Annotated in this window: 20 protein-coding genes and 1 pseudogene; 4 read left to right on the plus strand and 17 right to left on the minus strand. The window is 68.7% G+C overall.

Annotation, left to right across the window (positions count from 1 at the left end; genetic code table 11):
• Positions 1 to 22: 22 nt before the first annotated feature.
• The 10 genes and pseudogenes from QFZ52_RS11460 to QFZ52_RS11505 all read right to left on the minus strand — a co-directional run bounded on the left by QFZ52_RS11460 (position 23) and on the right by QFZ52_RS11505 (position 10,678).
• Positions 23 to 1,063 carry a glycoside hydrolase family 32 protein gene (locus QFZ52_RS11460; RefSeq protein WP_307497739.1) on the minus strand — a complete coding sequence of 347 codons (1,041 nt, stop codon included), beginning with the start codon at positions 1,061 to 1,063 and terminating at the stop codon, positions 23 to 25.
• 91 nt (positions 1,064 to 1,154) lie between these two features.
• Positions 1,155 to 1,622 (minus strand): annotated as a pseudogene (locus QFZ52_RS11465) (glycoside hydrolase family 32 protein); the annotation flags it as partial.
• Positions 1,623 to 1,726: 104 nt separating this feature from the next.
• Entirely contained in the window at positions 1,727 to 1,882 is a 156-nt protein-coding gene (locus QFZ52_RS11470; protein WP_307497740.1) for a hypothetical protein, read from the minus strand.
• Between the two features lie 144 nt (positions 1,883 to 2,026).
• The gene (locus tag QFZ52_RS11475) at positions 2,027 to 3,592 is read right to left on the minus strand and encodes a glycoside hydrolase family 32 protein (RefSeq protein ID WP_307497741.1); all 1,566 of its coding nucleotides are present in this window, start codon (positions 3,590 to 3,592) and stop codon (positions 2,027 to 2,029) included.
• Positions 3,592 to 4,641 (minus strand): ABC transporter ATP-binding protein, encoded by a 1,050-nt coding sequence (locus QFZ52_RS11480; RefSeq protein WP_307497743.1) that lies wholly within the window; start codon positions 4,639 to 4,641, stop codon positions 3,592 to 3,594. Before QFZ52_RS11480 ends, QFZ52_RS11475 begins: the two co-directional genes overlap by 1 nt.
• Positions 4,638 to 5,567: an ABC transporter ATP-binding protein gene (locus tag QFZ52_RS11485; RefSeq protein ID WP_307497745.1), complete on the minus strand. Its 930-nt coding sequence runs from the start codon at positions 5,565 to 5,567 to the stop codon at positions 4,638 to 4,640. Before QFZ52_RS11485 ends, QFZ52_RS11480 begins: the two co-directional genes overlap by 4 nt.
• Complete coding sequence (locus QFZ52_RS11490) at positions 5,564 to 6,565, minus strand: ABC transporter permease (RefSeq protein ID WP_307497747.1); 1,002 nt, start codon at positions 6,563 to 6,565, stop codon at positions 5,564 to 5,566. Before QFZ52_RS11490 ends, QFZ52_RS11485 begins: the two co-directional genes overlap by 4 nt.
• Before the next feature lie 9 nt (positions 6,566 to 6,574).
• Entirely contained in the window at positions 6,575 to 7,552 is a 978-nt protein-coding gene (locus QFZ52_RS11495) for an ABC transporter permease (RefSeq protein WP_278267051.1), read from the minus strand.
• A gap of 322 nt (positions 7,553 to 7,874) precedes the next feature.
• Entirely contained in the window at positions 7,875 to 9,548 is a 1,674-nt protein-coding gene (locus tag QFZ52_RS11500) for an ABC transporter substrate-binding protein (RefSeq protein ID WP_307497748.1), read from the minus strand.
• Between the two features lie 68 nt (positions 9,549 to 9,616).
• Positions 9,617 to 10,678: a LacI family DNA-binding transcriptional regulator gene (locus QFZ52_RS11505; RefSeq protein WP_307497749.1), complete on the minus strand. Its 1,062-nt coding sequence runs from the start codon at positions 10,676 to 10,678 to the stop codon at positions 9,617 to 9,619.
• A 1,045-nt stretch (positions 10,679 to 11,723) separates the two neighbouring features.
• Between QFZ52_RS11505 and QFZ52_RS16170 the strand changes: the two genes are divergently transcribed.
• Positions 11,724 to 12,221: a uracil-DNA glycosylase gene (locus QFZ52_RS16170; RefSeq protein WP_370959576.1), complete on the plus strand. Its 498-nt coding sequence runs from the start codon at positions 11,724 to 11,726 to the stop codon at positions 12,219 to 12,221.
• Positions 12,222 to 12,353: 132 nt separating this feature from the next.
• Here QFZ52_RS16170 and QFZ52_RS11515 read toward each other — a convergent pair whose 3' ends face one another.
• The 6 genes from QFZ52_RS11515 to glmS all read right to left on the minus strand — a co-directional run bounded on the left by QFZ52_RS11515 (position 12,354) and on the right by glmS (position 21,419).
• A complete protein-coding gene (locus tag QFZ52_RS11515) occupies positions 12,354 to 13,439 on the minus strand; it encodes an inositol-3-phosphate synthase (RefSeq protein WP_307497752.1) in 1,086 nt (361 codons plus the stop codon).
• A 235-nt stretch (positions 13,440 to 13,674) separates the two neighbouring features.
• Entirely contained in the window at positions 13,675 to 14,727 is a 1,053-nt protein-coding gene (mgrA, locus tag QFZ52_RS11520; protein ID WP_307497753.1) for an L-glyceraldehyde 3-phosphate reductase, read from the minus strand.
• Between the two features lie 574 nt (positions 14,728 to 15,301).
• Positions 15,302 to 17,422, minus strand: coding sequence for a glycogen debranching protein GlgX (glgX, locus tag QFZ52_RS11525; RefSeq protein ID WP_307497755.1), 2,121 nt, complete (start codon positions 17,420 to 17,422; stop codon positions 15,302 to 15,304).
• A gap of 84 nt (positions 17,423 to 17,506) precedes the next feature.
• Positions 17,507 to 19,147 carry an NAD(P)H-hydrate dehydratase gene (locus QFZ52_RS11530; protein ID WP_307497756.1) on the minus strand — a complete coding sequence of 547 codons (1,641 nt, stop codon included), beginning with the start codon at positions 19,145 to 19,147 and terminating at the stop codon, positions 17,507 to 17,509.
• Between the two features lie 14 nt (positions 19,148 to 19,161).
• Complete coding sequence (locus QFZ52_RS11535) at positions 19,162 to 19,509, minus strand: holo-ACP synthase (RefSeq protein ID WP_066211436.1); 348 nt, start codon at positions 19,507 to 19,509, stop codon at positions 19,162 to 19,164.
• A gap of 5 nt (positions 19,510 to 19,514) precedes the next feature.
• Entirely contained in the window at positions 19,515 to 21,419 is a 1,905-nt protein-coding gene (gene glmS / locus QFZ52_RS11540) for a glutamine--fructose-6-phosphate transaminase (isomerizing) (protein WP_307497757.1), read from the minus strand.
• Between the two features lie 83 nt (positions 21,420 to 21,502).
• On the opposite strand from glmS, the gene coaA reads away from it, so the two are divergent.
• The 3 genes from coaA (at position 21,503) to mscL (ending at position 23,794) form a co-directional block, all read left to right on the plus strand.
• Positions 21,503 to 22,453 carry a type I pantothenate kinase gene (gene coaA / locus QFZ52_RS11545; RefSeq protein ID WP_307498710.1) on the plus strand — a complete coding sequence of 317 codons (951 nt, stop codon included), beginning with the start codon at positions 21,503 to 21,505 and terminating at the stop codon, positions 22,451 to 22,453.
• On the plus strand, positions 22,453 to 23,283 hold the full coding sequence (locus QFZ52_RS11550) for a M15 family metallopeptidase (RefSeq protein WP_307497758.1): 831 nt from the start codon (positions 22,453 to 22,455) through the stop codon (positions 23,281 to 23,283). Before coaA ends, QFZ52_RS11550 begins: the two co-directional genes overlap by 1 nt.
• A gap of 136 nt (positions 23,284 to 23,419) precedes the next feature.
• Complete coding sequence (mscL, locus tag QFZ52_RS11555; RefSeq protein WP_307497759.1) at positions 23,420 to 23,794, plus strand: large conductance mechanosensitive channel protein MscL; 375 nt, start codon at positions 23,420 to 23,422, stop codon at positions 23,792 to 23,794.
• 79 nt (positions 23,795 to 23,873) lie between these two features.
• On the opposite strand, the gene glmM is transcribed toward mscL, so the two are convergent.
• Complete coding sequence (glmM, locus tag QFZ52_RS11560; RefSeq protein ID WP_307497760.1) at positions 23,874 to 25,232, minus strand: phosphoglucosamine mutase; 1,359 nt, start codon at positions 25,230 to 25,232, stop codon at positions 23,874 to 23,876.
• Positions 25,233 to 25,490 lie beyond the last annotated feature (258 nt).

The following is a 25,490-nucleotide window of genomic DNA, read 5'->3' on the forward strand; positions in this document are numbered from 1 at the left end:
GGGGTCGATCCGGGTGGCCCGCCTACCTGACCCGGAGCTCCCGGACCGTGAGCCCGCGGAAGGTGGCGTCGCCGTCGTTCGCATAGAGCCGGATGCCGTCGTCGCCCTCCAGGGGGAAGACCCGGTGCGAATGGACGACCGTGCCGTCCCCGACGAAGAGCTCGACGCTCGTCCGGTCCACCAGGACGCGGATCGCCAGCCGTCCCGTCGAAGGATCGATGGGGGTCTGGGACTCACCGCCCGTCGGATTGATCGTGGGTCGGCGGTTGACGTAGCTGAACGGGCCACGGAGGTAGGCGCCCACGGCCACGTGCCGTCCGCCGCCCGGAGCACGGCACAGCTCGAGCCCGATATTGGACGGCGGCGCCGATGGATCCCACACCAGTTCGCAGTTGAGGTCGTAGGCGCCGGAGCGGATTGCGAGGTCCTGGGTGCCCCGGACCCGGACGTCGCCGAGCCGGTGCGTGCGCGTCACGTACGAGGCGAGCGCGGCGGGCGGCCTCGACGCGAGCTGGTAACCGCTCCCGGTGCGGACCAGGCGGAGTTCCCGGACGATCATGTCGTCCCCGTTGTACCCGTCCGTCGCGAGCGTGGGAGTGTTGTGCGGGTAGTCCCAGAAGTTGGCCCAGCCGATGGCACGCCGGAGAGCGGGATTCTCCGCGCCGGAGGCCAGGTGATCCGGATAGGTGACGGCCCCGTAGAAGTCGAAACCCCAGTCCAGCCAGTGAGGTTCGTCGTGGTCCGTGGCGAAGGACGCTCCATCGAACGTCCCGGTCCAGTACGCGTAGGTGGCGGGCAGCCCGCGACCCTTGCCGTTCGCGCTGGTGCCGAGAACCCAGTGAGCGCTCCCGTCGTCCGCGGTCATCCGGAAGAGGTCCGGGCATTCCAGCAGCCCGATGTCGGTCCGGACGAACTCCCCCACCCTCGCCCAGGACCGCAGATCGGACGAGGCGTAGAAGCCCAGCCGGTGACCTTCGGCGTTGACGAGGATCCAGCGCCGCCGCTCGGCATCCCAGACCACTTTCGGGTCCCGGAAGTCGGGGACCCCGGGGTTCGGCAGCACCGGCTCCGTCCCACCCGGCTGGAAGGTGCGCCCGCCGTCGGTTGGAGTACCAGAGGTACTGGGCCTGCTTGCCCTCCGGGGCCTGGGTGACGACGGCGATCACCGCGCCCCTGCCGTAGCCCGCGGTGTTCTCCTCATCCACCACGAGACTCCCCGACCAGCAGTCCCCGTTGGCGTTGGTGAACTTCGGGATGGCGACGCCCCGGTCCCGGAAGGACACGTGGTCCAGCGTGGTGGCGAGCCGCCAGGAGGTGCCGCCACCGCCTGCGAGATAGTCCCCGTTGTAGAGGTAGTAGTACAGATACTCGCCGTTGACGTAGACCGGCCGCTGGGGGTCGTTCTTCCAGTTGTCCGGGACGCTGAGATGGAATTCGGGCCGCTGACGCATTCGTCCTCCGTTCGTTGCCGGCGCCGCCTCCGCGTGCGAGCCGGTGAGAGGAACCGCCAGCGCCGCGACTGCGGCTGCCCCGGCTCCCGTGACGAGGGATCGCCTGGTCATCCCTGGTCCCTCGCCCGTGCCGGCGGCCGGGCTGCGGTCCTTGCTGATGGATCTCCTCATGTCTCCTGTTCCTTTCTCGGAATGATGCTGGTCTCGGGATGATGCTGGGATGGTGCTGCGCTCGGGGCGATGCTGCTCCCGGGTGTCTCTCGTGGTCACGCTGCTCAGAGCGGCGTGACGACCACGTCCTGGTAGGCGGCCCTGCCCCCGAAGGAGTTCAGGCCCACCCGCCCGGACGTCAGGCGGGAGTCCGTCACGTCGATCAGCGGCGAACCGTCGAAGGAGACGGTGATCCGGTTGCCCACGATCGAGGCGTCCACCCGGCCGGAAGTCCGGCCGCGAGAATCTTGCGCATGGGATCACCTTTGATCGGGACGTTCTCGGTGGACGTTCTCGGAGGTCTGGGGCTCCGCCGGGCCGGGTCTTTCCTGAGGAGCCGGCCCGGCGGAGCACCCGGGTGGGGGTCACGGACGGAGCGTGCGGCCGTCCGGGGTGCTGTCCGCCATGGTCCAGGCGTCGAAGGACAGGAGACGGACGGTCCCGCTCATCGCGCCGAGGGTGACTTGGCCCCCGCCGAGCGTCGGGTGAACCCGAGCCGTCAGGGGCTTGCCGTTGGCGAACACCTCGATGGCGGATCGGTCGACCAGGACGCGCAGCCGAACCCGGCCGGACGGGAGCGGGACCGGGCCGGCGAGGCCGGAGCGGTCCAGCCCGGAGGTGGTGCCCATACTGCTCAGGCTCCGGTCCAGGGACAGGGCGCCATTGCCGTCGACGTCCCTGGACACCGAGACGGCCGTCTCTTCCACCGCCCGGCCCGCGGCACGGACCGCCAGCACTCCGAGTCGCAGCTCGGAGCCGGGGGCCAGTTCGGCGTCGAGTTCCAGGTCCAGCTGGACCCCCTCCACGGGCAGCACGACGGTGGCGAGATCCCCGGGACGCTCCGGCCCCACCAGGACCCGGGGCTCCACGGTCCGGTGATCCCGGCGCAGCGCCTCCAGCTCCGGGACCGGCGCGAAGTCGAGGGACCCGTCGGCAGCCGGAAGGACCAGGCGGGGAACGCTCAGGACACCCGCCCAACCCGCCTCCGCCGCGGCCGGCTCGCTCTGTGCTTCCTGGAGCCAGCCGAACATGATCCGGCGGCCGGCGTCGTCCCGGAAGGACTGCGGGGCGTAGAAGTGGCGCCCGCCGTAGTCGAGGCGGTGGAGCGCCTCCGGGAGAAACGAGTCGTCCTCATACCGTCCGGTCCAGTACAGCGGATGGTGCGTGACGCCCTCGTCCCAGGCTGAGAACACCAGGACGTCCCGGGCCTCCGGATCACCGGCGGCCCCGCTCCCCGCGCTGAACAGGTCCACGCACTCCCACATCGTGCCGGTCCAGTCGTCGTCCCCGGACGTGCCGTCCGCCGCGGACCCCACCAGCAGCGGGCCGAGGAGCTCCCAGCGCCGCAGATCCGCGGACTCGTACAGGAACGCCGTCCCTCCCTGGCCACGGATCCCGGAACCGACGAGCTGCCGCCAGCGTCCGTTCTCCTTCCAGACGCAATGGTCCCGGAACGCGGTCACGTCCACCCCTGCGGGCGGGGCGGCGATCACGGGATTGCGCGGATCCTTCGTCCAGTTGAGGAGGTCCGGGCTCCCGACCGCCACACAAGGAAGCTCGCGCTCGCCGTGCCGGCCGGAGTAGACCAGGGTGGGCGTGCCGCCGTCGTCGACCAGCACCCCCGACCAGCAGCCGTCCCGGTCCGGTTCGTCAGGTCCGTCCCCGGGGACCAGGGCCACGGGGCGGTCGGTCCAGTGGACCAGGTCGGTCGAGGTGGCGTGGCCCCACTGGATCCGGTGGTGGAAGGCCCCCTCCGGGTTGTACTGGTAGAAGAGGTGGTACTCCCCGTTCCACTGGCTGACGCCGTTGGGATCGTTGAGCCAGCCGGCCGGCGAAGCGAAGTGGAAGCGCGGCCGGAGCGGATCGGATTCCGCGCGGGCCACCAGCTCGTCCTCCGGGACGAGGGCGAGCGGGTGCAGGGTTTCGGTCATCAGTGCCCCTTGGTTTCTGCGAGTGCGTGGCCGGCCGAGGATGCGGCCGGGCGGTAGAGATGGCAGCGGACCCAGTGCCGCTGTGCGGGGTCGCCCACGTGGTGGCGCACGGGACGCTCGGCGGAACAGGCCTGCTCGGGGTCGCCGTCGAACGGGCACGACGCCGCGTGCATCACGGCCGCCCGCAGCTCCGCCCTCAGCGCGGGATCGTAGGAGCCCGCACGCGCCGGGTCGGGCACGGCCGAGACGAGCAGCCGGGTGTAGGGATGCCGGGGGTCCGCCAGAAGATCCAGCGACTCCCCCTCCTCCACCAGCTCCCCCGCGAACATCACGGCGATCCGGTCCGCCAGGTAGCGGGCGGAGGCGAGGTCATGGGTGATGTAGAGCATGGAGATGCCGCGCTCGTCACGCAGCGATCGCATGAGGTTCAGGATCCCGATCCGCACCGAGACGTCCAGCATCGAGGTGGGCTCGTCGGCGAGGATCACCTCCGGCTCCACGGCGAGCGCCCGGGCGATCGCCACGCGCTGCCGCTGCCCTCCGGACAGCTCGTGCGGATACGACTGCAGCATTGCCGCCTCGAGCCCCACCACGGCCATGAGCTCTTCGAGACGCTCGCGGGTCTCCTTCTCCGAGCCAGCCCGGCCGTGCAGCGCCAGGGAGCGCCGGAGGAAGTGTTCGATCCGGTGGACGGGGTTGAGGGAGCCGAAGGGGTCCTGGAACACCATCTGGACCTGGGAGCGGTATGCCCGCGCGGCCTGGAAGCGGTTTCTGGCCAGCACGTCCGTGCCCTCGAGGAGGATCCGGCCTGAGCTGGGCGTCTCCAGCCGGGCGACGCAGCGGGCCAGGGTGCTCTTGCCAGAGCCCGACTCCCCCACCAGGGCGACGATCTCGCCCCGCCCCAGAGTCAGGTCCACCTCGTGGAGGGCCCGCGTGGATTTCCGGGAGAACAGCCCGCCCAGGGGGAACGTCTTGCTGAGTCCCTGCAGTTCCAGGACCGTCTCCGTGGGGGTGACGGGGGCCAGTGAGGTCACGTCGGTGATGCTCATCGGAGCGCTCCTTCCAGGACGGGTGCCACGAAGTGGCCCGGGGAGACCTCCTCCAGGTCCGGGATGTCCCGGAATTTCACTCCGTCGGCGAGGCCGGTGAGCGGCACGCGCGGGCCGCTCAGGGGTGGGAAGGCGCCCATGAGCGCCTGGGTGTAGGGGTGCCGCGGCTGCTGGTGGATGTCCGCGGCCCGTGCGGTCTCCACGATCCGCCCGCCGTACATGACGGCCATCCGGTGCGAGAGCTCCACCATGAGGGACATGTCATGCGTGATGAACAGGACCGAGAACCCGAGTTCGTGCTGGAGCTCTTTGATCTGCGCCATGATCTCCTGCTGCACCACCACGTCCAGGGCGGTAGTCGGTTCGTCCAGGATCAGCAGGGACGGTTTGAGCGCCACAGCCATCGCGATGACCACGCGCTGCCGCATGCCGCCGGAGAGCTGGTGTGGGTAGGACTTCAGACGGACCGGATCGATGCGGACCAGTTCCAGGAGCTGGGCCGCCCGGCGCAGGGATTCCTTGCGGGAGTAGCCGACGTGGGTGGTGTAGATGTCCACGATCTGCTCCCCGATGGTGAGCACCGGGTTGAGCGAGTTCATGGCCGACTGGAACACCATCGCCACGTCCTGCCAGCGGAACCGGCGGAGCTCCTCGGGACTCATGGCCAGGACGTCGCGGCCGCCGAACCGGATGGAGCCGCCCGCGATCCGGGCCGGGCCTTTGAGCAGCCGCATGAGCGTGTTGGCGATGGTCGACTTACCGCAGCCGGATTCCCCGGCCAGCCCGAACACCTCCCCCGCCCCGATGCTGAAGGACACGCGGTCCACGGCCGTGGTTGAGCGAGCCTCGCCCACGTACTGAACCGTGAGGTCGGTGACTTCCAGGACGGACTCGTGAGATCCGAAGGACACCTGGGAGACGGTCATGACGCGCTCCTTCCAGAACGACGCGCGACGGCGGCCGGCCGCGCTGCCTTGATCGTGCGCAGGCGAGGGTTGGTGACCTCGTCCACGGCGTAGTTGATGAGGGCGAGGGCGAAGGCGACGAGGGCGATGCAGAGCCCGGAGGGCACGAACACCCACCAGCTACCGGTCAGCAACGCACCTTCATTGCCGGCCCAGAAGAGGTTGTTGCCCCAGGAGACCGTGCTGATGTCCCCGAGGCCCAGGAATTCGAGGCCCGCCTGGGCGCCGATGCCGTAGATGACGCAGCCGAGCAGGGTGCCCATCACGATCGAAGCCATGTTGGGCAGGATCTCCGCGAACATGATCCGCAGGGTCCCTTCGCCGGAGACGATGGACGCCGCCACGAAGTCCTTGGACCGGATGGACAGGGCCTGCGAGCGCAGCACGCGCGCGGATCCCGCCCAGCCCGTGACGATGAGGACCAGGATCACGGTCCCGAGCCCGGGTGGGAGGAACGCGGCCAGGATCACCAGGAGCGGCAGGCCGGGCAGGAGCAGGAAGACGTTGGTGACGAGGGAGAGGGTCTCGTCGATCGCCTTGCCGAAATAGGCCGACGCCAGGCCGACCAGGATGCCCACGAGGGTCGAGGCGAGCCCCACCGTGAACCCCACGAGCAGGGAGCTGCGGGCGCCGTGGACGGTCAGGGCCAGGACGTCCTGGCCCTTGGCGGTGGTGCCGAGCCAGTGCTCGGGCGACGGTTCCAGGCTGGCCAGGTCCGTGATGCGGGAGGGGTCCTCCGGGAAGAGGACCGGGGCCAGGAGGGCCAGCAGGACGAAGACCAGGAGGATGGTGACGCCCACCAGGGCCTTGGTGTTGCGCAGGAATCCCAGCCGCGGCTTCCGCGTGCCCCGCGGCGCGGTCGGGGCCGCGCCGGCGACGGGCGCCGTCGTCGTGCCGGGGTTCGGCGCCGGCTCGTGCTCAGCCGTGGCGTCCACGGAGGGGTCGGTGAAGATGCTCATGGTCGGCTCCTAGTTGCTGCGCACGCGCGGGTCGAGGCGGACGTAGAGGACGTCCACCAGGAAGTTGGCCAGCAGGACCGCCGCCGTGATGGTCAGGAAGAGGCCCTGCATGAGCGGGTAGTCGAGGCCCTGCACGGCGTTGAGCAGCTGGTACCCGACGCCGGGGTAGGCGAACACCACCTCGGTGAGCAGGGCGCCGCCCACCACGAAGCCGAGGCTCATGCCGAAACTGGTCACGGATGGCAGCATCGCGTTGCGGGCGGCGTAGCGGAACATGATGCGCCCCGGCCGCAGGCCCTTCGCCTCGGCCATGGTGATGTAGTCCTCGGCGTTCGTGGCGATCATGGTGTTGCGCATCCCGAGCATCCAGCCGCCGATCGAGACGAGCACGATCGTCAGCGCCGGCAGCACCAGGTGCGCCCCGGCGTCGGAGAGGAACTCCCACGTGAACGCCGGTTCCAGCCCGTCACTGTAGGCGTGCCGCAGCGGAGCCCAGCCGAGCGTCACCCCGAAGAGGTACAGCGCGCCCATCGCGAGCCAGAAGTACGGGAACGAGCCGATGAAGATCAGGACCGGCGGGAGCGCCGAGTCCACCCAGCCGCCGCGTCGCCAGGCGGCGAGGATCCCCAGCAGATTGCCGACGACGGCGGCGATCACCAGGGCGGTGGCCCCCAGCAGGAGGGTCCAGCCCACCTGGGACGCGATGACCTCGGTGACCGGCGTGGGGAAACGGGTGATGGAGATGCCCATGTTGCCGGTCAGGATGTTGTGCAGGTAGTCGGCGTACTGCTGCCAGAGCGGCCGGTCGTCCACACCGAGCATGGTGCGGAGCGCCTCGAGCTGCTCGGGCTGCATCTTGCCTTGCGACTTGGCGAACATGCGGGAGACGGGGTCTCCCGGCATGAAGCGTGGGAGCAGGAAGTTCAGGGTGATGGATGCCCAGAAGGCGATCAGGTAGAAACCCAGGCGGCGCAGGATGAAGCGCACGGGATCCCTCCGTTCGGGATGGCTGATGGGGTTCCCTCCGGGTGCGCGGAGGGAGGGTGGGGCCCGACGGCGCGCGGGCGCCGCAGGACGGTGAGGTGCAGGACGGTGAGGTGCAGGACGGTGAGGTGCAGGACTCTCGTGCGCGGGGCGGCGGCGGGCGGCCGGAGCGGGCACGCCGCCGGGGTGGCGGAGTGGCGCCGCCGGAGCGCGGGACGCAGTGGCGCCGCCGTGGCGCCGCCGACACGGAGCCACGCGACGCACCGGGTGTCCTGACCGGCCGGGCGGGAGCTTCAGCAGCACCCGGCCGGTCAGGAACGCCGGGTCATTTCCGGGGTTCGAGGTTCGTGAGCACCAGGACGGTCGTGGCGGAGCGGACCGAGAGGGTCGCGTACGGATTCGCCTCGGTGGGCCAGCCCGTGAAGTGAGCGTCGGTGTAGGCCCCCCACTCCGGGCCGGAGAACAGCGGCACCACCGGCGCGGCGTCGTTGTACTCGGCCTGCAGCTTCTTCGCCAGGCTCTTCTGCGCGGCGTCGTCACCGGCGGCGGCGAACTGGCTCAGCAGGGTGTCCGCCTTGGGGTCACCGAAGCGGTGGTAGTTGTCCGTGGTCTTGGTGCCGACCGGCTTGACGGTGTCGGTGCCCATGATGGTGTCGAAGTACTTGTAGGGGCTCGGGTCGTTGGCGCTCCAGACGATGCCGGAGTCGAAGGTCCCCTGCTCGTAGCCGGAGACCACGGAGGCCCAGTCCGGGGAGTCGACCTTGGCGGTCACACCGACCGCCTGCAGGTTCTGGGAGATCACATTGGCCACGGAGAGCCAGTCGGAGGACGTGGCGCCCACGGAGATCTTGAACTCGAACGGCTTGCCGTTCTTCAGCGTCCGCTTACCGTCCGCGCCCTTCGGGTAGCCGGCGGCGTCGAGCGCCTTATTGGCCTCGTCCACGTTCAGCTTGGTCCAGGTGCAGCCCGCCGCGAGGTCCTGGTCCTTCCAGGTGCTGTAGTTCCCCGAGAGACCGGTGCAGTCGGCCGGCTGGGCGTAGCCGCTCATGCCGATCTTGGCCACCTGCTCGCGGTCCACGGCCATGCTGAGGGCCTTGCGCACCTGCGGGTCGTTGAAGGGCGCCTTGGTGGTGTTGAGCTGCCAGTTGATCATGGCGCCCGTGGGCGGGAACCAGTAGTGACGGTGCTCCTTGTCCTTGGAGACGTAGGTCTTCTCGATGTTCGGCATGTACTGCGGGGCCCAGTCGACGTCCCCATTGACCGCCGCGAGGTTGGCCGCGTCGTTGCCGGACATCGCCAGCATCTTGATGCCGGCGATCTTCTGCTTCTCCGGCTGCCAGTACTGCGGGTTCTTCTTCAGCACGTAGGACTGTGACTGGAAGCCGTCCACCTCGGTGTACGGACCGGTGCCCACGGGCTTGGTGTTGGGGTCCTTGGCCGGGTCGGAGATCTTGGACCACACGTGCTGCGGGACGATCGGCAACTGCCCCACATCGTAGAGGGCCGGGGACCACGGCTTGGCGAAGGTGAAGACCACCTTGTTCTTGCCGTCCGCGGTGACGGACTTCAGGTAGTCGAAGCCGCCCTTGAGCTTCTTCTGGAGCTGGAAGGTGTACGCGACGTCCGCGGCGGTGAAGCCCTGACCGTCGGACCACTTGACCCTGTCCCGCAGGGTGAAGGTGATGGACCGGCCGTCCTTGGCCACATCCCAGGCGGTCGCGAGCCACGGGGTGGTATCGCCCTTGGCGGGGTTGAAGACGAGCAGCGGTTCGTAGATGGCCTGCTGCACCAGGGGGTTCACGGTGGGTGCGAACGGGTTGAAGTTGTTATCGAAGGTCGCCATGTCCTCCCGCGGGATGGTGAGCAGGGCGCTCACATCGGCCGCGGGGGCTTTGCCTGCCCCTCCGGGGTTGGCGGAACAGCCGGTGAGGAGCAGGGTCCCCAGGGCGAGGCCTGCGGCGGTGACCCGCGCAGCCCTCAGAAAACGAGGGTGTGTCATGATGGTGGTCTCATTCCTGTCTTACAGCAAAGGTGGGGTGGGATTGTTCTTCAGCGGTGATTTCGCGGTCAGACTGAAGAACGTTCAAGCAGCGGACAGCCGACCAGTTGCCGGTCGGCGGCGATCGGCTGTCCTGCTGTGAGCGCGGCCAGCGTTTTCACGCCGAGCGCGCCCATGTCTTCGAAGGGCAGGGCAACCGTGGTGAGCTTCGGCCTGAGGTAGGCGGCGATGAGCTCCTGGTTGTCGAACCCGATCACGGCGATGTCCCCGGGGATGGTCAGTCCCCGTTCCTTGATGGCGTCATAGGCGCCCATCGCCATCCGGTCGTTGAGGCAGAACAGGGCGGTGGGTCTGCCCCCTCCTGCCGGGAACCGGTCAAGAATCGTTGCGGCCGCTTCGTAGCCGCCGTCGGCCGTGGCGTGTCCGGAGACCACGAGCTCGTCGTCGAGCTCCAGCCCCGCGGCGGCGAGGGCTTCGCGGCACCCTTCCAGCCGTCCGACGGACGCCGGGATCCCGGGGTCCAGGTCGATCACGCCGATCCGGGTGTGGCCGGCGCGCAGCAGACGTTCGGTGGCCACGCGCCCGCCGCCCCGCTCATCGGGGACGATCGAGGGGAAGCGGCCGTCGGCGTCGTAGCAATTGATCAGGACGGTCGGCACCTCGCCGGCCGCGGCCGGGACGTGGAGGCCGCGGTGATAGGTGGCCGCATACAGCAGGCCCTCCACCCGCTGTTCGAGCAGCTTCTCCACCGCCGCGTCCTCGAGACCGCGGTTCGGGCCCGTGGAGTCCGCCTGGTCGGAAGGCGCGACCAGCAGGAACCGGCGGTCCTTCCAGGCCTGGTCCTGGGCTCCCTTGATGATGTCCACGGCGAAGGGGGCCGTCACGATCTCGGTGACGATCCCGTACCAGTCGCTGCGGCGCGCGGCCAGCGCCCGGGCCCCGGCGTTCGGACGGTAGCCGAGTTCCTGCACCGCCTCGGCGATACGCTGGCGGGTCTCCTCGGAGATGTTCGCGTCTTCCCGGTTGCTGAGGACGAAGGAGACGGTGGTGCGGGACACCCCTGCGCGACGCGCGACGTCGGTCATGGTGACGCCTTGTCGCCGCTTCTTCGCGGGGGTGATGTTCGCCATTGAATGCTCCGGTGCCTGTCCTCGCCCGCTCCGCACGGAGGCGGTGCGAGGCCGTGATGAAGTCCTTTAGTAACGCGCGTTACCTGCGCGATGTGATTTAGGTTACGCGCGTTACTAATGCGTGTCAACGAGGTTGCCGGAACATTCCCCACGGCCCGTTTCCTTGCCCACGCGACGCTCCTCCACCCCTGGCCGGTCGCTTCGTCCTCGACGCCACCCACGCTTTTGTGGATCACCCACGGAAATGTCCGTGGGTGATCCACAAAAGAGTGGGTGAAGCCGCACGGGCAGTCACGAACCGTCGGAGAAGAGACCTGTGCCACGAGCGCTCCAAAAGAGTCTCGCGGCTTGCTAATATTGACAGTCTCACCGGCTTTCCGGTGGGCACCCCTCACCCCACTTTCCCGGCCAGGACCGGGCGCACTGTCTTGCGCCCTGAAACCGGCCCGCATGACCCGAGGAGAGCCCTGCCCTCATGACCGCCCTGGCCGATACGGATTATTTCGAGGACGAGGACTACGACAGCCGTAGTTCCCGCTACGACGAGGGCTTCGGCCACACCGATGAGCCCGACGACGAGTACGACAACGGCTTCGACGAGCTGGACAAGCTGCTGAGCGGCATTCTCGTCGACGAGGACGAGCTGGACGCCCCGGCCACTGAAGCGAAGAAGCCGGGCCGCAAGGCCGCCGTCAAGGCGGCGGCCACTCAGAAGGCTCCGGCCGCCGCCAAGAAGACCGTCAAGACTCCGCCGAAGGCGAGCGAGGTCATCACCCGCCGGATCGAGCCGGTCGTCGCCGAACCGGTCGCAGCGGCGTCCGCCGCCCAGCCCGCAGCCCCGGCCGAGGCTCTCGCCGCGGAAGCCGATGCCGAGCCCGCCGCCGTCGCAGTCGATGCCGATGCCGATGCCGAAGAGGCTCCGGCCGAAGAGCCTCGCACCCTGCCGGACAGCCCGTTCTTCGCCCCGCACATCGCGCCCGTGAACGAGCACATCGAGTTCCTCCGGAAGCTCCGACCCGGCTTCGAGGTGCCCTATGTGGACCCGATGCACTCGGTGGACGACTGCCGGATTCTGAGCCTGTTCTCCAACAACAGCGCGGCCTCTCCGCAGGGCGTGGTGTGGGCGGGCGACGACGCCGCGGCCACCCGCCTGCTCGGCCTCCAGTTCCAGCTGGGCCTGCGCCCCGAGTGGATGATGCCGTGGAACACCCACCCGTGGTTCACCCCGGGCGAGCCCAATGCCAAGCTGACCCCCGAACAGGTCAGCGCGGGCCTCAAGCCCCTGATCGCCCTCCTGCGGATCCTGCCGCGCGTCTCGGCGATCGTCGCCCACGGCACCGAGGCCAACCGCCTCGCCCAGATGCTCCTCAAGACGGACAACCCGCTGATCTGGCGCCGCGGCCTCAAGGTCTACAAGGCCCGCTCCCTGCACGGCCGCTCCTTCGCCGGCTCGAAAGAACGCCAGACCGAGTGGCTGATCGACATGGGCCGTTCCTACGCGGACGCCATGGCGCGCGCCGGCCTCCAGGCCGGCCGCCGCTGACGGTCGACGCCGGCGGCTCCCGCTGACGGCGCACACTGCCTGCGCCACTGACGCCGCCCCGGCACCGGGCATGACGAAGGCCCCCTCCACGCGGAGGGGGCCTTCGTCATGTGCGGGTCAGAGCCCGGAGGCTCAGCGCTCGAGGTCGCCCCGGATGAACGCCTCGACGTTATCGCGTGCCGCGGAATCGTTGACCTGCTCCGGCGGGGACTTCATGAAGTAGCTGGAGGCGGACAGCAGCGGGCCGCCGATACCGCGGTCCAGGCCGATCTTGGCGGCACGGATCGCGTCGATGATCACACCGGCCGAGTTGGGGGAATCCCACACCTCGAGCTTGTACTCCAGGGACACCGGAGCGTCGCCGAAGTTGCGGCCTTCCAGGCGGACGAAGGCCCACTTGCGGTCATCCAGCCAGGCCACGTAATCGGACGGGCCGATGTGCACGTCGTCGGCGTGGAGTTCGGCCTCGACGTTGGACGTCACGGCCTGGGTCTTCGAGATCTTCTTGGACTCAAGGCGGTCGCGCTCCAGCATGTTCTTGAAGTCCATGTTGCCGCCGACGTTCAGCTGGTACGTGCGGTCCAGGGTCACACCGCGGTCCTCGAACAGCTTGGCCATGACGCGGTGCGTGATGGTGGCGCCGATCTGGCTCTTGATGTCGTCGCCGACGATCGGGAGCTTGGCGGCCTCGAACTTCGCGGCCCACTCCGGGGTGCCCGCGATGAAGACGGGCAGCGCGTTGACGAACGCCACGCCGGCGTCGATGGCGCACTGCGCGTAGAACTTGGCGGCTTCCTCGCTGCCGACGGGCAGGTAGCAGACCATGACGTCCGCGTCGGCGGCCTTGAGCGCGGCGACGACGTCGACCGGCTCCTCCGGCGACTCCACGATGGTCTCGCGGTAGTAGCGGCCCAGCCCGTCCAGGGTGTGGCCACGCTGGACTGTCACGCCCGTGCTGGGCACGTCGGCGATCTTGATCGTGTTGTTCTCGCTGGCACCGATGGCGTCGGCCAGGTCAAGGCCCACCTTTTTGGAGTCGACGTCGAAGGCGGCCACGAACTGCACGTCGCGAACGTGATACTGCCCGAATTCCACGTGCATGAGGCCGGGAATCGTACTGTTCGGATCAGCATCCTTGTAGTACTCGACGCCCTGCACCAGGGAAGCGGCACAGTTGCCTACGCCAACAATGGCAACGCGAATGGGGTGTGACGGCACGGAACTCCTTAGTCAAAAACGTGAACTGCGGGCTCCACCCGGGGCCGGGGAGCGGCAGCGAGCGCCCGGCGGCGATGCCTCAGGCGCTCATGCAGTCTATCGAACACGCCGAAGTGGCCCTAAAACCCTCGGCAACACCTCACAACGCCCCCAGCCACGTTTTTAGTCCCGGCCCCGTGACGCGAGCGACGACGGCGGCCGGGCAGCCGCCGTCGTCGCCCCCGTGTGAGGGGGGTCAGGAGTTGCGGTGCAGCTTCGGCGACCAGACGTTGATATCCGACTCGACCGCGAACTTGTCGATCGCGGAGAGTTCATCGGCCGTGAAATCGAGCCGGTCGATGGCTCCGAGAGTGTCTTCGAGCTGCCGCACGCTCGACGCGCCGACCAGGGCGGACGTGACCGGGGAGCCCTTGGGCTGGTCCCGGAGGATCCACGCGATGGCCATCTGGGCGAGGGTCTGCCCGCGCCCGGCGGCGATCTCGTTGAGGCCACGGACCCTTTCCATGGCCTCGTCGGTCAGGGCCTTCTCGCTGAGGAACCGCTGCTGTGCGGCGCGCGAGTCCGCGGGGATGCCGTTCAGGTAGCGGTCGGTGAGCATGCCCTGGGCCAGGGGCGAGAAGGCGATGCTGCCCGCTCCCACCTGATCCAGCGCTTCGTAGAGGTTCGGCGTGCCGTCCTCGGTCCAGCGGTTCAGCATCGAGTAGCTCGGCTGGTGGATGAGCAGCGGGGTCCCGAGGTCCTTCAAGATGCGGGCCGCCTCCAGCGTCTGCTCCGGGGTGTAAGAGGAGATGCCCGCGTAGAGCGCGCGGCCGGAACGGACCGCGGTGTCCAGAGCGCCCATGGTCTCTTCGAGCGGCGTCGCCGGGTCCGGGCGGTGGCTGTAGAAGATGTCGACGTACTCCAGGCCCATGCGCTGGAGCGAGGCGTCGAGGCTGGAGAGCAGGTACTTGCGGGAGCCCCACTCACCGTAAGGGCCCTCCCACATGTGATAACCCGCCTTGGTGGAGATGACGAGTTCATCGCGGTACGGACGGAAGTCCTCCGCAAGGTGGCGGCCGAAGTTGGTTTCGGCGCTGCCAGCGGGCGGGCCGTAGTTGTTGGCGAGGTCGAAGTGGGTGACGCCCAGGTCGAAGGCGCGGCGCAGGATGGCGCGCTGGGTTTCGAAGGGCTTGTCATCACCGAAGTTGTGCCACAGGCCGAGGGAGATGGCCGGCAGCTTCAGACCGCTGCGTCCGACGCGGCGGTAGGGCATGGTGTCGTAGCGCTGAGGGGAAGCAAGGTAAGTCACGTCACCATCCTGCCACTCGAGTAACCACGGGGCGAGGAGTGTCCCGCAGAGTGAAACCCGGTGCACACGGGCCGGGGCGGGGTCGGATCCACCTGTGACGCGCCGGAACATGGTCGACTTGCCTGCGCAGGAGGGCCCGATGGCGACGGCGATCAGCCCGACTGAGCACCCATCACTCGACCTTGCACTTTCTCGGGATTCGCGGCGCTGAGCCCCGAGAAAGTGCAAGGTGAACCACGGTTCCAGGCCTCCACTCCAGCCACCACGGGGGCTTCACCGGAGGATCTGTGGATAGCGCTTGGAAGGGGCCGGGGGCGGCGCCGCTCACCGTCAGGGGGATTCCTCTCCCCCACTGGGTTGATCCCCTGCCGATCGTTCTCTGCCGCGAGAAAACCCGGCTGGTTCAGCGCATCGAGGACAACCTGGCCCGGTACCTGACCACGGCTGTCGAGCAGCGCTCGGCAGAACTCGCGAAACTCAAAACCTTCCGCGAAGAGGCTGCAGTCCGGGCGTCGGCCCTGACGAAGTGGCAGTCCGCCTCCTGTGACGCGCCGGGTCACTCCACAGGTGCCCTCTACCCCCGCCAGCCCTGCAGCACGAGCATCGACTTGGCCGGCACCGCGACCTTCGAACGCGCCGCGAGCGATCCCTTGCATTCACGGCCCGAGGTGTCCAGCACGGGGGTCCAGGAGGCGGAGTAGTTCTCGGCGGGGAGCGTGAACTCCACCTCGTCGTCGTGGGCGTTGAAGCAGAGGATGAAGTCGTCGTCCAGGATCTCCTCGCCGCGCTCCCCCGGCGCCTGGATGGCCCCGCCGTTGAGGAACATGGCGAGAGTCCGGGCGAAGCCGTTGTTCCAGTCCTCGTCCGTCATGGGCGTGCCGTCGGAATCGAGCCAGACGACGTCCGGGAGCCATTCGCCCTCGGACGTCTCCGCCGGGTGTCCGTCGAAGAAGCGGCGGCGCCGGAACACCGGGTGCTCCTGCCGCAGCTTGCTCAGCCGGCCGGTGAAGTCGATCAGGTCCTCGTCCACCTCGTCCCAGTGCACCCACGTCAGCGGCGCGTCCTGGCAGTAGGCATTGTTGTTGCCGTCCTGGGTCCGGCCCAGTTCGTCGCCGTGCAGGATCATCGGGACACCCTGGGACAGCAGCAGCGAGGCCAGGAGATTCCGCTGCTGCTGCGAGCGCAGTGCCAGCACCTCCGGATCGTCGGTAGGACCTTCGACGCCGCAGTTCCAGGACCGGTTGTGGGACTCGCCGTCGCGATTGTCCTCACCGTTCGCCTCGTTGTGCTTCTCGTTGTACGAGACCAGATCGCGCAGGGTGAACCCGTCGTGGGCTGTGACGAAGTTGATCGAAGCCACCGGACGCCGCCCCGAGTGCTCGTACAGATCCGCCGAACCCGTCAGGCGCGAGGCGAACTCGCCCAGAGCGGCCGGCTCACCGCGCCAGAAGTCGCGGACGGTGTCCCGGTACTTGCCGTTCCATTCGGTCCACTGCGGCGGGAAGTTGCCCACCTGGTAGCCGCCCGGCCCCACATCCCACGGCTCGGCGATGAGCTTCACGCGGGACACCACCGGGTCCTGCTGCACGAGTTCGAAGAAGGAGGACAGCTTGTCCACGTCGTAGAACTCGCGGGCCAGGGTGGCCGCCAGGTCGAAGCGGAAGCCGTCCACATGCATCTCCGTCACCCAGTACCGCAGCGAGTCCATGATGAGCTGCAGCGAGTGCGGGTTCCGCGCGTTCAGGGAGTTCCCCGTCCCCGTGTAATCCATGTAGTACTGGGGATCGTCATCGGTCAGGCGGTAGTACGCGGCGTTGTCGATGCCCCTGAAGGACAGCGTCGGGCCGAGGTGGTTGCCCTCCGCGGTGTGGTTGTAGACCACGTCCAGGATGACCTCGATGCCGGCCCGGTGCAGATCCCGCACCATGGCCTTGAACTCCTGGACCTGCTCGCCCTGCTCCCCCGTGGAGGAGTACTTGTTGTGGGGCGCGAAGAAGCCGATCGTGTTGTAGCCCCAGTAGTTGGAGAGGCCCTTGTCCTGCAGCACCGAGTCGTTCACGAACTGGTGCACGGGCATGAGCTCGATAGCCGTGACCCCGAGTTCCTGCAGGTGCTTGATCACCGACGGGTGCGCGATGCCCGCGTAGCTGCCCCGCTGATCCTCCGGCACATCGGGGTGGAGCTGGGTGAGGCCCTTGACGTGTGCCTCGTAGATGACGCTCTGGTGGTACGGGATGCCCGGCTGCTGATCGCCCGCCCAGTCGAAGTACGGGTTGATGACCACGCCCAGCATCACATGCGGCGCCGAGTCGTCATCGTTGCGCTGCGTGGGGTCCTCGTGGTCGTAGCTGAACACGGCCGGGTCCCAGTCGACCTGTCCCGCCACGGCTTTGGCGTACGGGTCCAGGAGGAGCTTGTTCGGATTGAAGCGGTTGCCGTGCTCCGGCTCGTAGGGGCCGGACACCCGGTACCCGTACTTCTGGCCGGGGCGCACGGCCGGCAGGTACGCATGCCAGACGTAACCGTCCACCTCGGTGAGCGGGATGCGCTGCTCGCTGCCGTCGTCGTCCACCAGGCACAGCTCGACGGCCTCGGCCCGTTCGCTGAAGAGCGCGAAATTGGTGCCCGCGCCGTCATACGTCGCCCCGAGCGGGTACGGCTTGCCCGGCCAGACTTGCTGATTCACATTCTCCACGCGGTGTGCCTCCTCAGGCGATAGTCCCGGTGCCCCTGCGGGCTCACCTTAGTGCACTCAGATGTCGATTCCGCTACGCGGAGGTCAAGGAGCATCCCACACGAGGCGTACGGCATGCGCGATGTCCCGTGCGGTGATCGGATGGCCCCGCCCGCCGTCGGCCTCCCCCGACGCGATCCGCCCCGCTCTGCCGTGCACCGCCGCGGCCAGAGCAGCGGTGGCCGCCCAGCGTCCGCCGTCGGGTTCCTCCCCGCACGACGACGGCGCCACGCCGCCTTGCGCGAGCAGCGCGCCGAAGACTCCGGCCAGGACGTCCCCGCTGCCCGCCGTCGCGAGCCACGGTGTGCCGTCGGCCTGGGAAAAAAGGATCCCGCCGGGCTCGTGGCACAGGGTGTGTGGTCCCTTCAGTAGGATGGTCGTCCCGGTGAGCCGGACCGCCTCCCGCAGCGAAGCCCCTGCGGTCGCTTCGACCTGCGCACGGTCACGCTCCGTCCCCAGACGGCTCAGGAGCCGGGCGAGTTCCCCGGCATGCGGGGTGAGGATGAGCTCCGGGCGGTCCGCGACCCGCTCCCCCACGAGGTCCAGCGCCCCTGCGTCCACGACGGCGGGCTGTCCCAGGCTCAGAGCCTGTCGGCAGCGCTCCAGCTGTTCCTCGCCAGACACCCCGGAGCCGAGGACCCAGGCCTGGACCCGGCCCTGCAGTTCAGGACCGGTGTGGCAGACCACCTCCGGCAGCGCGGCGTTGACCAGAGCGGTCACCGACGGCGGGCCGAAGTAGCGGACCATGCCGGCCCCGGCGGCCAGGGCGCCGGTGCAGGCCAGGATGGCGGCGCCGGGGTATTCCTCCGAGCCGGCCACCACGCCGAGCACGCCGCGCGTGTATTTGTGGCCCTCGGCCGCGGGCCGTGGCAGAAGGCGGGAGACGTCCTCCGGCGCGAGCCGCAGCACGACGGGTTCCGGCAGGCGGTCCTCCACGCCGATCGGAACCTCTTCCACCCGGCCTGAGCACCCCGCTCCCGGGGGAAGGAACAGCCCGGTCTTGGCGGCGGCGAACGTGACGGTGGTCCCGGCCCGGAGCACCGGCCCGGCCACTTCACCAGTCGACGGATCGACGCCGCTGGGGATGTCGCAGGCCACGACGTACGGAACGTCGCGACCCTCGGAGCGCTCACGGAGCAGGAGTTCGACGAGCCCGGCCGCTGTTCCCCGCAGTCCACCGCGTGCGCCCGTGCCCAGGATCGCGTCGATCAGGAGGTCCGCCCGGACGCACTCATCCCGCGCCTCGGTGAGCGTGCACAGCGGGAGCCGGGCCGCGCCGTCGTGCGCGGGATCGTCAGGCGCCGAGCTTTCGCCTGCCGAATCGTCAGGCGCGCTCTCGGAGGGCGCGGTCTCGGAGGGTGCCAGACGCACCGCCCGGCCTCCCGCGGCCAGGAGCGCGGCGAGGCCCTCGGCATGGGCCGACGCGTCCACCAGGACGGCCGTGACCGCCACGCCGCGACGGGCCAGGAAGGCCAGGGCCCAGAGCCCGTCTCCCCCATTGTTCCCCTTGCCGATCAGCCCGGTCACACGGCTGCCGTACACCCGGCCACGCCGGGCCCGGAGTTCGCGGGTGACCGTCAGAGCCATTCCGTAAGAGGCCCTGCGCATGAGTTCGGCGCCCATCCCGGCGTCCAGGGCGGGCCGCTCAGCGGCCCGCACCTGATCCGCGGAATGAGCGCCGATCATATCTTGCTCGTCGTCTAGCGTTCCGCCACGACCATGGCGGTGGCGATCCCACCGTCGTGGCTCATCGACAGATGCCAGTGCTTGATGCCCTTGGAATCGGCCACGGCCTTGACCGTGCCTTTGACCTGGATGCTGGGCCCTTCAGAGGAGAGCCCGATCCAGCAGTCCTGCCAGTTCATGCCCGCCGGAGCGCCCAGAACCTTCGCCACCGCCTCCTTGGCGGCGAAACGCGCAGCCAGGGAGCGGTCGTTCAGTTCGCGCTCGGCAGGGACGAAGAGCCGGTCCCGCAGCGCCGGAGTGCCCTCCAGCTGCCGCTTGAAACGCTCGATGTCCACCACGTCAACGCCGATTCCAACAATCATGGCGCCTATTCTACGGTCACGCTCTTGGCGAGGTTACGCGGCTGATCCACGTCGTAGCCCTTCGCCTCGGCGAGTGCGGCGGCGAAGAGCTGCAGCGGCACCGTGGTCAGGAGCGGAGCCAGCAGCGGCGGGGTCTCCGGCACGTAGAAGACGTGCTCGGCGTAGTCCACCACGTCCGTGTCGCCTTCCTCGGCGATCACGATGGTCCTGGCGCCGCGGGCGCGGACTTCCTGGATGTTCGAGACCACCTTGGAGTGCAGCGAGTCGCGGCCGCGCGGGGACGGCACCACCACGAAGACCGGCTGGCCCTCCTCGATCAGCGCGATCGGGCCGTGCTTGAGCTCGCCGGCGGCGAAGCCCTCGGCGTGGATGTACGCCAGCTCCTTGAGCTTGAGCGCGCCTTCCATGGCGACCGGGAAGCCCACGTGACGGCCCAGGAACAGGACGGACTTGGCTTCGGCCATGTCGCGGCCCAGGGACTTGATGTCCTCTTCACGCTCCAGGATCGCGGAGATCTTGGCCGGGATCTTGCCGAGGTCGGACAGGATGTCCTTGATCTCGCCCTTGAACTTGTTACCGCGCAGCTGTGCCAGATAAAGGCCCAGCAGGTACGCGGCGGTGATCTGCGCCAGGAACGCCTTGGTGGAGGCGACGGCGATCTCTGGGCCGGCGTGCGTGTAGAGCACGGCGTCGGATTCGCGCGGGATCGTCGAGCCGTTGGTGTTGCAGATCGCCACGGTCTTGGCGCCCTGCTCGCGGGCGTACCGGACGGCCATGAGGGTGTCCATGGTCTCGCCCGACTGGGAGATGGAGACGATCAGGGTGTTCTCGTCCACGATCGGATCGCGGTAGCGGAACTCGTGGCTCAGTTCCACCTCGGTGGGGATGCGGCACCAGTGCTCGATCGCGTACTTGGCCACCTGGCCGGCATAGGCGGACGTGCCACAGGCCAGCACAATGATCTTGTTGACGGACTTCAACAGCTCGGGGTCGATGCGGACCTCGTCGAGCGTCAGGTTGCCGTGGGAGTCGGAACGGCCCAGGAGCGTGTTGGCCACGGCCTCGGGCTGGTCGTGGATCTCCTTCTCCATGAAGGACGGGTAGCCGTCCTTCTCCGCGGATGCCGGGTCCCAGTCCACGTGGTACTCGCGGCCCTCGGCCGGGTTGCCGTGGAAGTCGGTGATCTCCACGGTGTCCGGGGTGATCGTGACGATCTGGTCCTGGCCCAGTTCGACAGCGCGGCGCGTGTAGTCGATGAAGCCCGAGACGTCCGAACCCAGGAAGTTCTCGCCGTCGCCGAGTCCGACGACCAGCGGGGAGTTGCGGCGGGCCGCGACGACGGCCTCAGGGGCGTCGGCGTGGATCGCCAGCAGGGTGAAGGCGCCCTCGAAGCGCTGGCAGGCCTGGCGCATGGCCTCGGTCAGGATGGCGGTGCCGGAGTCGCCGGACATGGCGCCGCCCGCGAGCTTGCGGTACAGCTGGCCGAGCAGGGCCGCGGCCACCTCGGTGTCCGTCTGGGAGAGGAACTCGACACCCTGGGCGACGAGTTCCTGCTTGATCTCCGAGTAGTTCTCGATGATGCCGTTGTGGATCAGCGCCAGCTTGCCACCGTCGGCCAGGTGCGGATGCGCATTCTGGTCGGTCGGGCCGCCGTGGGTCGCCCACCGGGTGTGCCCGATCCCGGTCAGGGACTCAGGCAGCGGGTGCGCTTCGAGCTCGCTCAGCAGGTTCGCCAGCTTGCCGGACTTCTTCCGGGCGGCGACACCGCCTTCTTCGAGCACGGCGACGCCCGCGGAGTCGTATCCACGGTATTCCAGACGACGGAGGCCTTCCAGGACCACGCCGAGGGCTGAGCGCCCCGCTTCATCGGCAGTGGTGGTCCGGCCGGTGTATCCCACAATTCCACACATGCGCACAAGCCTACCGGCCCGGGCGTGTGCATTTCATTCTGGCCCCGCGGGCGGGCAGAATCTCTTAGGTGAGTTTGCACCGCATGGACAACCAGGGCGACGGCGCGTCCCCCTTCGTGGAGCTGGACCGCCAGACCTGGTCGCGGTTGGCCGCCCAGATGGAGCAGCCGCTCAATCAGGAGGACCTGGACCGCCTGCGCGGCCTCGGCGACCCCCTGGACATGGCGGAGGTCCGGGACGTGTATCTTCCCTTGTCACGCCTCCTTCACCTCTATGTGGAGGCCGCCGGTCAGCTGCACTCCGCCACCACCACCTTCCTGGGTGAGCGGACTCAGCGCACCCCGTTCGTGATCGGTGTCGCGGGCTCGGTCGCGGTGGGCAAATCGACCATCGCGCGCGTGCTCCGGGAGATGCTGCGGCGCTGGCCCGGCACCCCCAATGTCGAGTTGATCACCACCGACGGCTTCCTCTACCCCCTGGCCGAGCTCCGCCGTCGTCAGCTCCTGGACCGCAAGGGCTTCCCGGAGTCCTACGACCGCCGCGCCCTCCTGCGGTTCGTCGCGGCGATCAAGGGCGGCGCCGAGGAGGTGCGGGCGCCGTGGTACTCGCACGTCACCTATGACATCGTCCCGGGCCGCGAAGTGGTCGTCCGCCGGCCGGACGTGCTGATCGTGGAGGGCCTCAACGTCCTCGCCCCCGCACAGATCCGCCAGGATGGCCGGCTCGGACTGGCCCTTTCGGACTTCTTCGATTTCTCCATCTACGTGGATGCGAAGACCCAGTACATTGAAGAGTGGTACGTGGATCGCTTCCGTAAGCTCCGCACCACGGCGTTCTCCCAGCCCGACTCCTATTTCCACCGCTACGCGTCGCTCAGTGACGCCGAGGCCGAGGAGACCGCGCGGGACATCTGGAAGCGCATCAACGAACCCAACCTCGTCCACAATGTGCTGCCAACCCGGGGCCGGGCACAGCTCGTGCTGACCAAGGACCCGGATCACTCGATCCGGCGCATGCTGCTCAGGAAGGTCTGATGGAACCACGACGGAGAGATCTTCTGCGGGCCGGTCTGCTCGGCGCCGGGGCACTCGGCCTCGCCGCCTGTTCGCCGACGACGCCGCCCCAGGGTTCCGCCTCGGCCTCACCGGCCGCGGCGGGCGGCATCTCCGCCTCCGGTTCGCGGTCGCCGTCGCCGACCGCTTCCGTCGCGCCGTCCCCGAAGCCCGCACCGGCCGCACCGTACTTGTCGCTGCGAGGCCCACGGCACTCGTTCGATGACCCCCGGAGCCCGTGGGTCGTGGTGAACAAGCACCGTCCGCTGCGACCCGTGGACTTCGCGCCGCAGGATCTGCGCGCCCCCGCGGTCGCGTGCACGGCACAGGGCGAACTGGCGCTCGTGAACGCGACCACCGCCACGGCGGCCGAGAAGATGTTCGCCGCCGCCTCTCAGGACGGCGTGGGCCTGGTCCTGGCGAGCGGTTACCGCTCCCACGCGACCCAGGTGGGCCTGTACCAGTCGTACGCGAACGCCCGCGGCACCGCCAGCGCGGACACCGCGTCGGCCCGTCCGGGCTACTCAGAGCACCAGACCGGCTGGGCGTTCGACATCGGGGACAGCGGCGGCTCCTGCGCGTTCGTCCCGTGCTTCGCTTCCACTCCGGCCGCCGTCTGGGCCGCCAAGAGGGCCCACGAGTTCGGCTTCATCGTCCGGTACCAGATGGACCAGGAGGCCGTGACGGGGTACCTCGCGGAGTCATGGCACCTGCGGTACATCGGTCCGGAAGCCGCCCGGGACATGCATGCTCGCGGCATCAAGAACCTGGAGCAGTACTTCGGTCTGCCGTCCGCCCCTGGCTACCGCTAGCCTGCGGAAACCGTGTCAAACGGCGGCCGTGGTGGTTGCAGCGGATGTGGAATTCTGTCACTTCCGGACACGCCGTTCGGAGAAAAGTAAGCTTTAAGCCACCTGATCGGGCGTTGGATGCGCTAGTTTGAAGCTTATGCTCAAGGGTTTCAAAGAATTCATCATGAAGGGCAACGTCGTCGATCTGGCCGTTGCCGTCGTTATGGGCGCCGCCTTCGGTGCGGTCATCGACTCCATCGTCAAGGGGCTGCTCACTCCGCTGATCGCCCGTCTGTTCCAAGCCAAGGACCTCGCAGGCATGACCTGGGAGGGCTTCGCCTACGGCAGTGTCATCGCAGCCGTCATCAACTTCGTCCTCATCGCCGCCGCCATCTACTTCGTCGTCGTCGTGCCGATGAACCACATGATCGCCCGTCGCAATGCCAAGCTCGGCATCAAGGAAGAGGAAGAGGCGGTCGATCCGCAGATCGCCCTCCTCACCGAGATCCGCGACTCCCTCAAGAACCGCTGACCCACAGACCCTTCTCCCCGGAACGACCGAAGGCCGCCACCCTTGCCGGGTGGCGGCCTTCGTCGTCGTGAAGCGGGACTCAGGAGGTCGGCTCGAGGGCCAAGTGCTCCTTGACGATCGCCGCGAGGTCCTCGCACACGCGGGTGGCGGTCTCCATGTCCGCGGCCTCCACCATGACCCGGACCACGGGCTCGGTGCCGGAGGGGCGGAGGAGGACACGGCCGGTCTCGCCGAGCTCCTGTTCCGCGCGGGCCACGGCGGCGGCCACGTGGGGATCCTGAGTGGCGCGGGCCTTGTCGACGCCCTTGACGTTGATCATGAGCTGCGGGAGCTTGTTCATGGCCCCGGCCAGCTCCTTGAGGCTGCGGCCGGTGCGTGCCACCTGAGCGGCCAGCTGCAGGCCCGTGAGGAGGCCGTCACCGGTGGTGGCGTAGTCCGCGAAGATCACGTGGCCCGACTGCTCGCCGCCGAGGTTGAAGCCGCCCTCGCGCATGCCTTCCAAGACGTAACGGTCCCCGACCGCAGTCTCCTTGATGGTGATCCCGGCGTCGCGCAGGGCGATCTTAAGTCCGAGGTTGCTCATCACGGTGGCTACCAGGGTGTCCTGGCTGAGCTGGCCGGCCTCCTTGAGGGAGAGCGCCAGGATCGCCATGATCTGGTCGCCGTCGACCTCCTGACCCTCATGGTCGACCGCGAGGCAGCGGTCGGCGTCGCCGTCGTGAGCGATCCCGAGGTCCGCGCCGTGCTCCAGCACGGCTGCCTTGAGCGGGCCGAGGTGGGTGGAACCCACGCCGTCGTTGATGTTCAGGCCGTCCGGATCGGCGCCGATGACCACGATGTCCGCGCCGGCGTCCTTGAAGAGTTCAGGGGAACAGCCGCTGGCGGCGCCGTTCGCGCAGTCCAGCACGACCTTGAGGCCTTCCAGGCGCTGGGGGGCGATCGACCGCAGGAGGTGCAGGATGTAGCGGTCCTCGGCGTCGGAGAAGCGGCGGATACGGCCCACGCCGGCGGCCTGGGGGCGTTCGAAGCCGAGTTCCATCTGGGCCTCGATCGCATCCTCCACCTCGTCCGGCAGCTTGTGGCCGCCGCGGGCGAAGAACTTGATGCCGTTGTCCGGCGCCGGGTTGTGGGAGGCGGAGATCATGACGCCGAAGTCGGCCTCCAGATCGGCCACCAGGAAGGCGGCGGCCGGGGTGGGCAGCACGCCCGCGTCGTAGACGTCCACGCCGGAGCTGGCGAGGCCGGCCTCGACGGCCGCCGAGATGAACTCGCCGCTGGCCCTCGGATCTCGTGCGACGACGGCGCGTGGCCGGCTCCCGTTGCTGTGGTTGTGCCCCAGCACCACGGCCGCGGCCTGGGCCAGCTGCAGGGACAGTTCAGCGGTCAGCAGTCCGTTCGCCAGGCCCCGGACACCATCGGTTCCAAATAATCTAGACATCGGATCGATTCTAGCCGACGGGACCCCCGGCAGCGCAGACCGTTGTCCCCGGGCGCCTCTCCGCTCCCCCGTTTCCACCTCGTCGCGGCCAGGCCGCCGCAGGCCCGCGCTCAGGGCCGCCGTCATCGTTTTCCCCGCTCATCCGGACTTTCCCCGCCGCTCCAGCGCAGGGGAAAGTCCACAAGCCCGGGGAACTCCGACGGCCCCGAGAAATCTGCGCTTGTGGAGCCAAGCGCTGATTTCTGCCGAGGGACCCCA

This window comes from Arthrobacter woluwensis (assembly GCF_030816155.1).
In the GTDB taxonomy this organism is placed as follows: Bacteria; Actinomycetota; Actinomycetes; order Actinomycetales; family Micrococcaceae; genus Arthrobacter_E; species Arthrobacter_E woluwensis_A.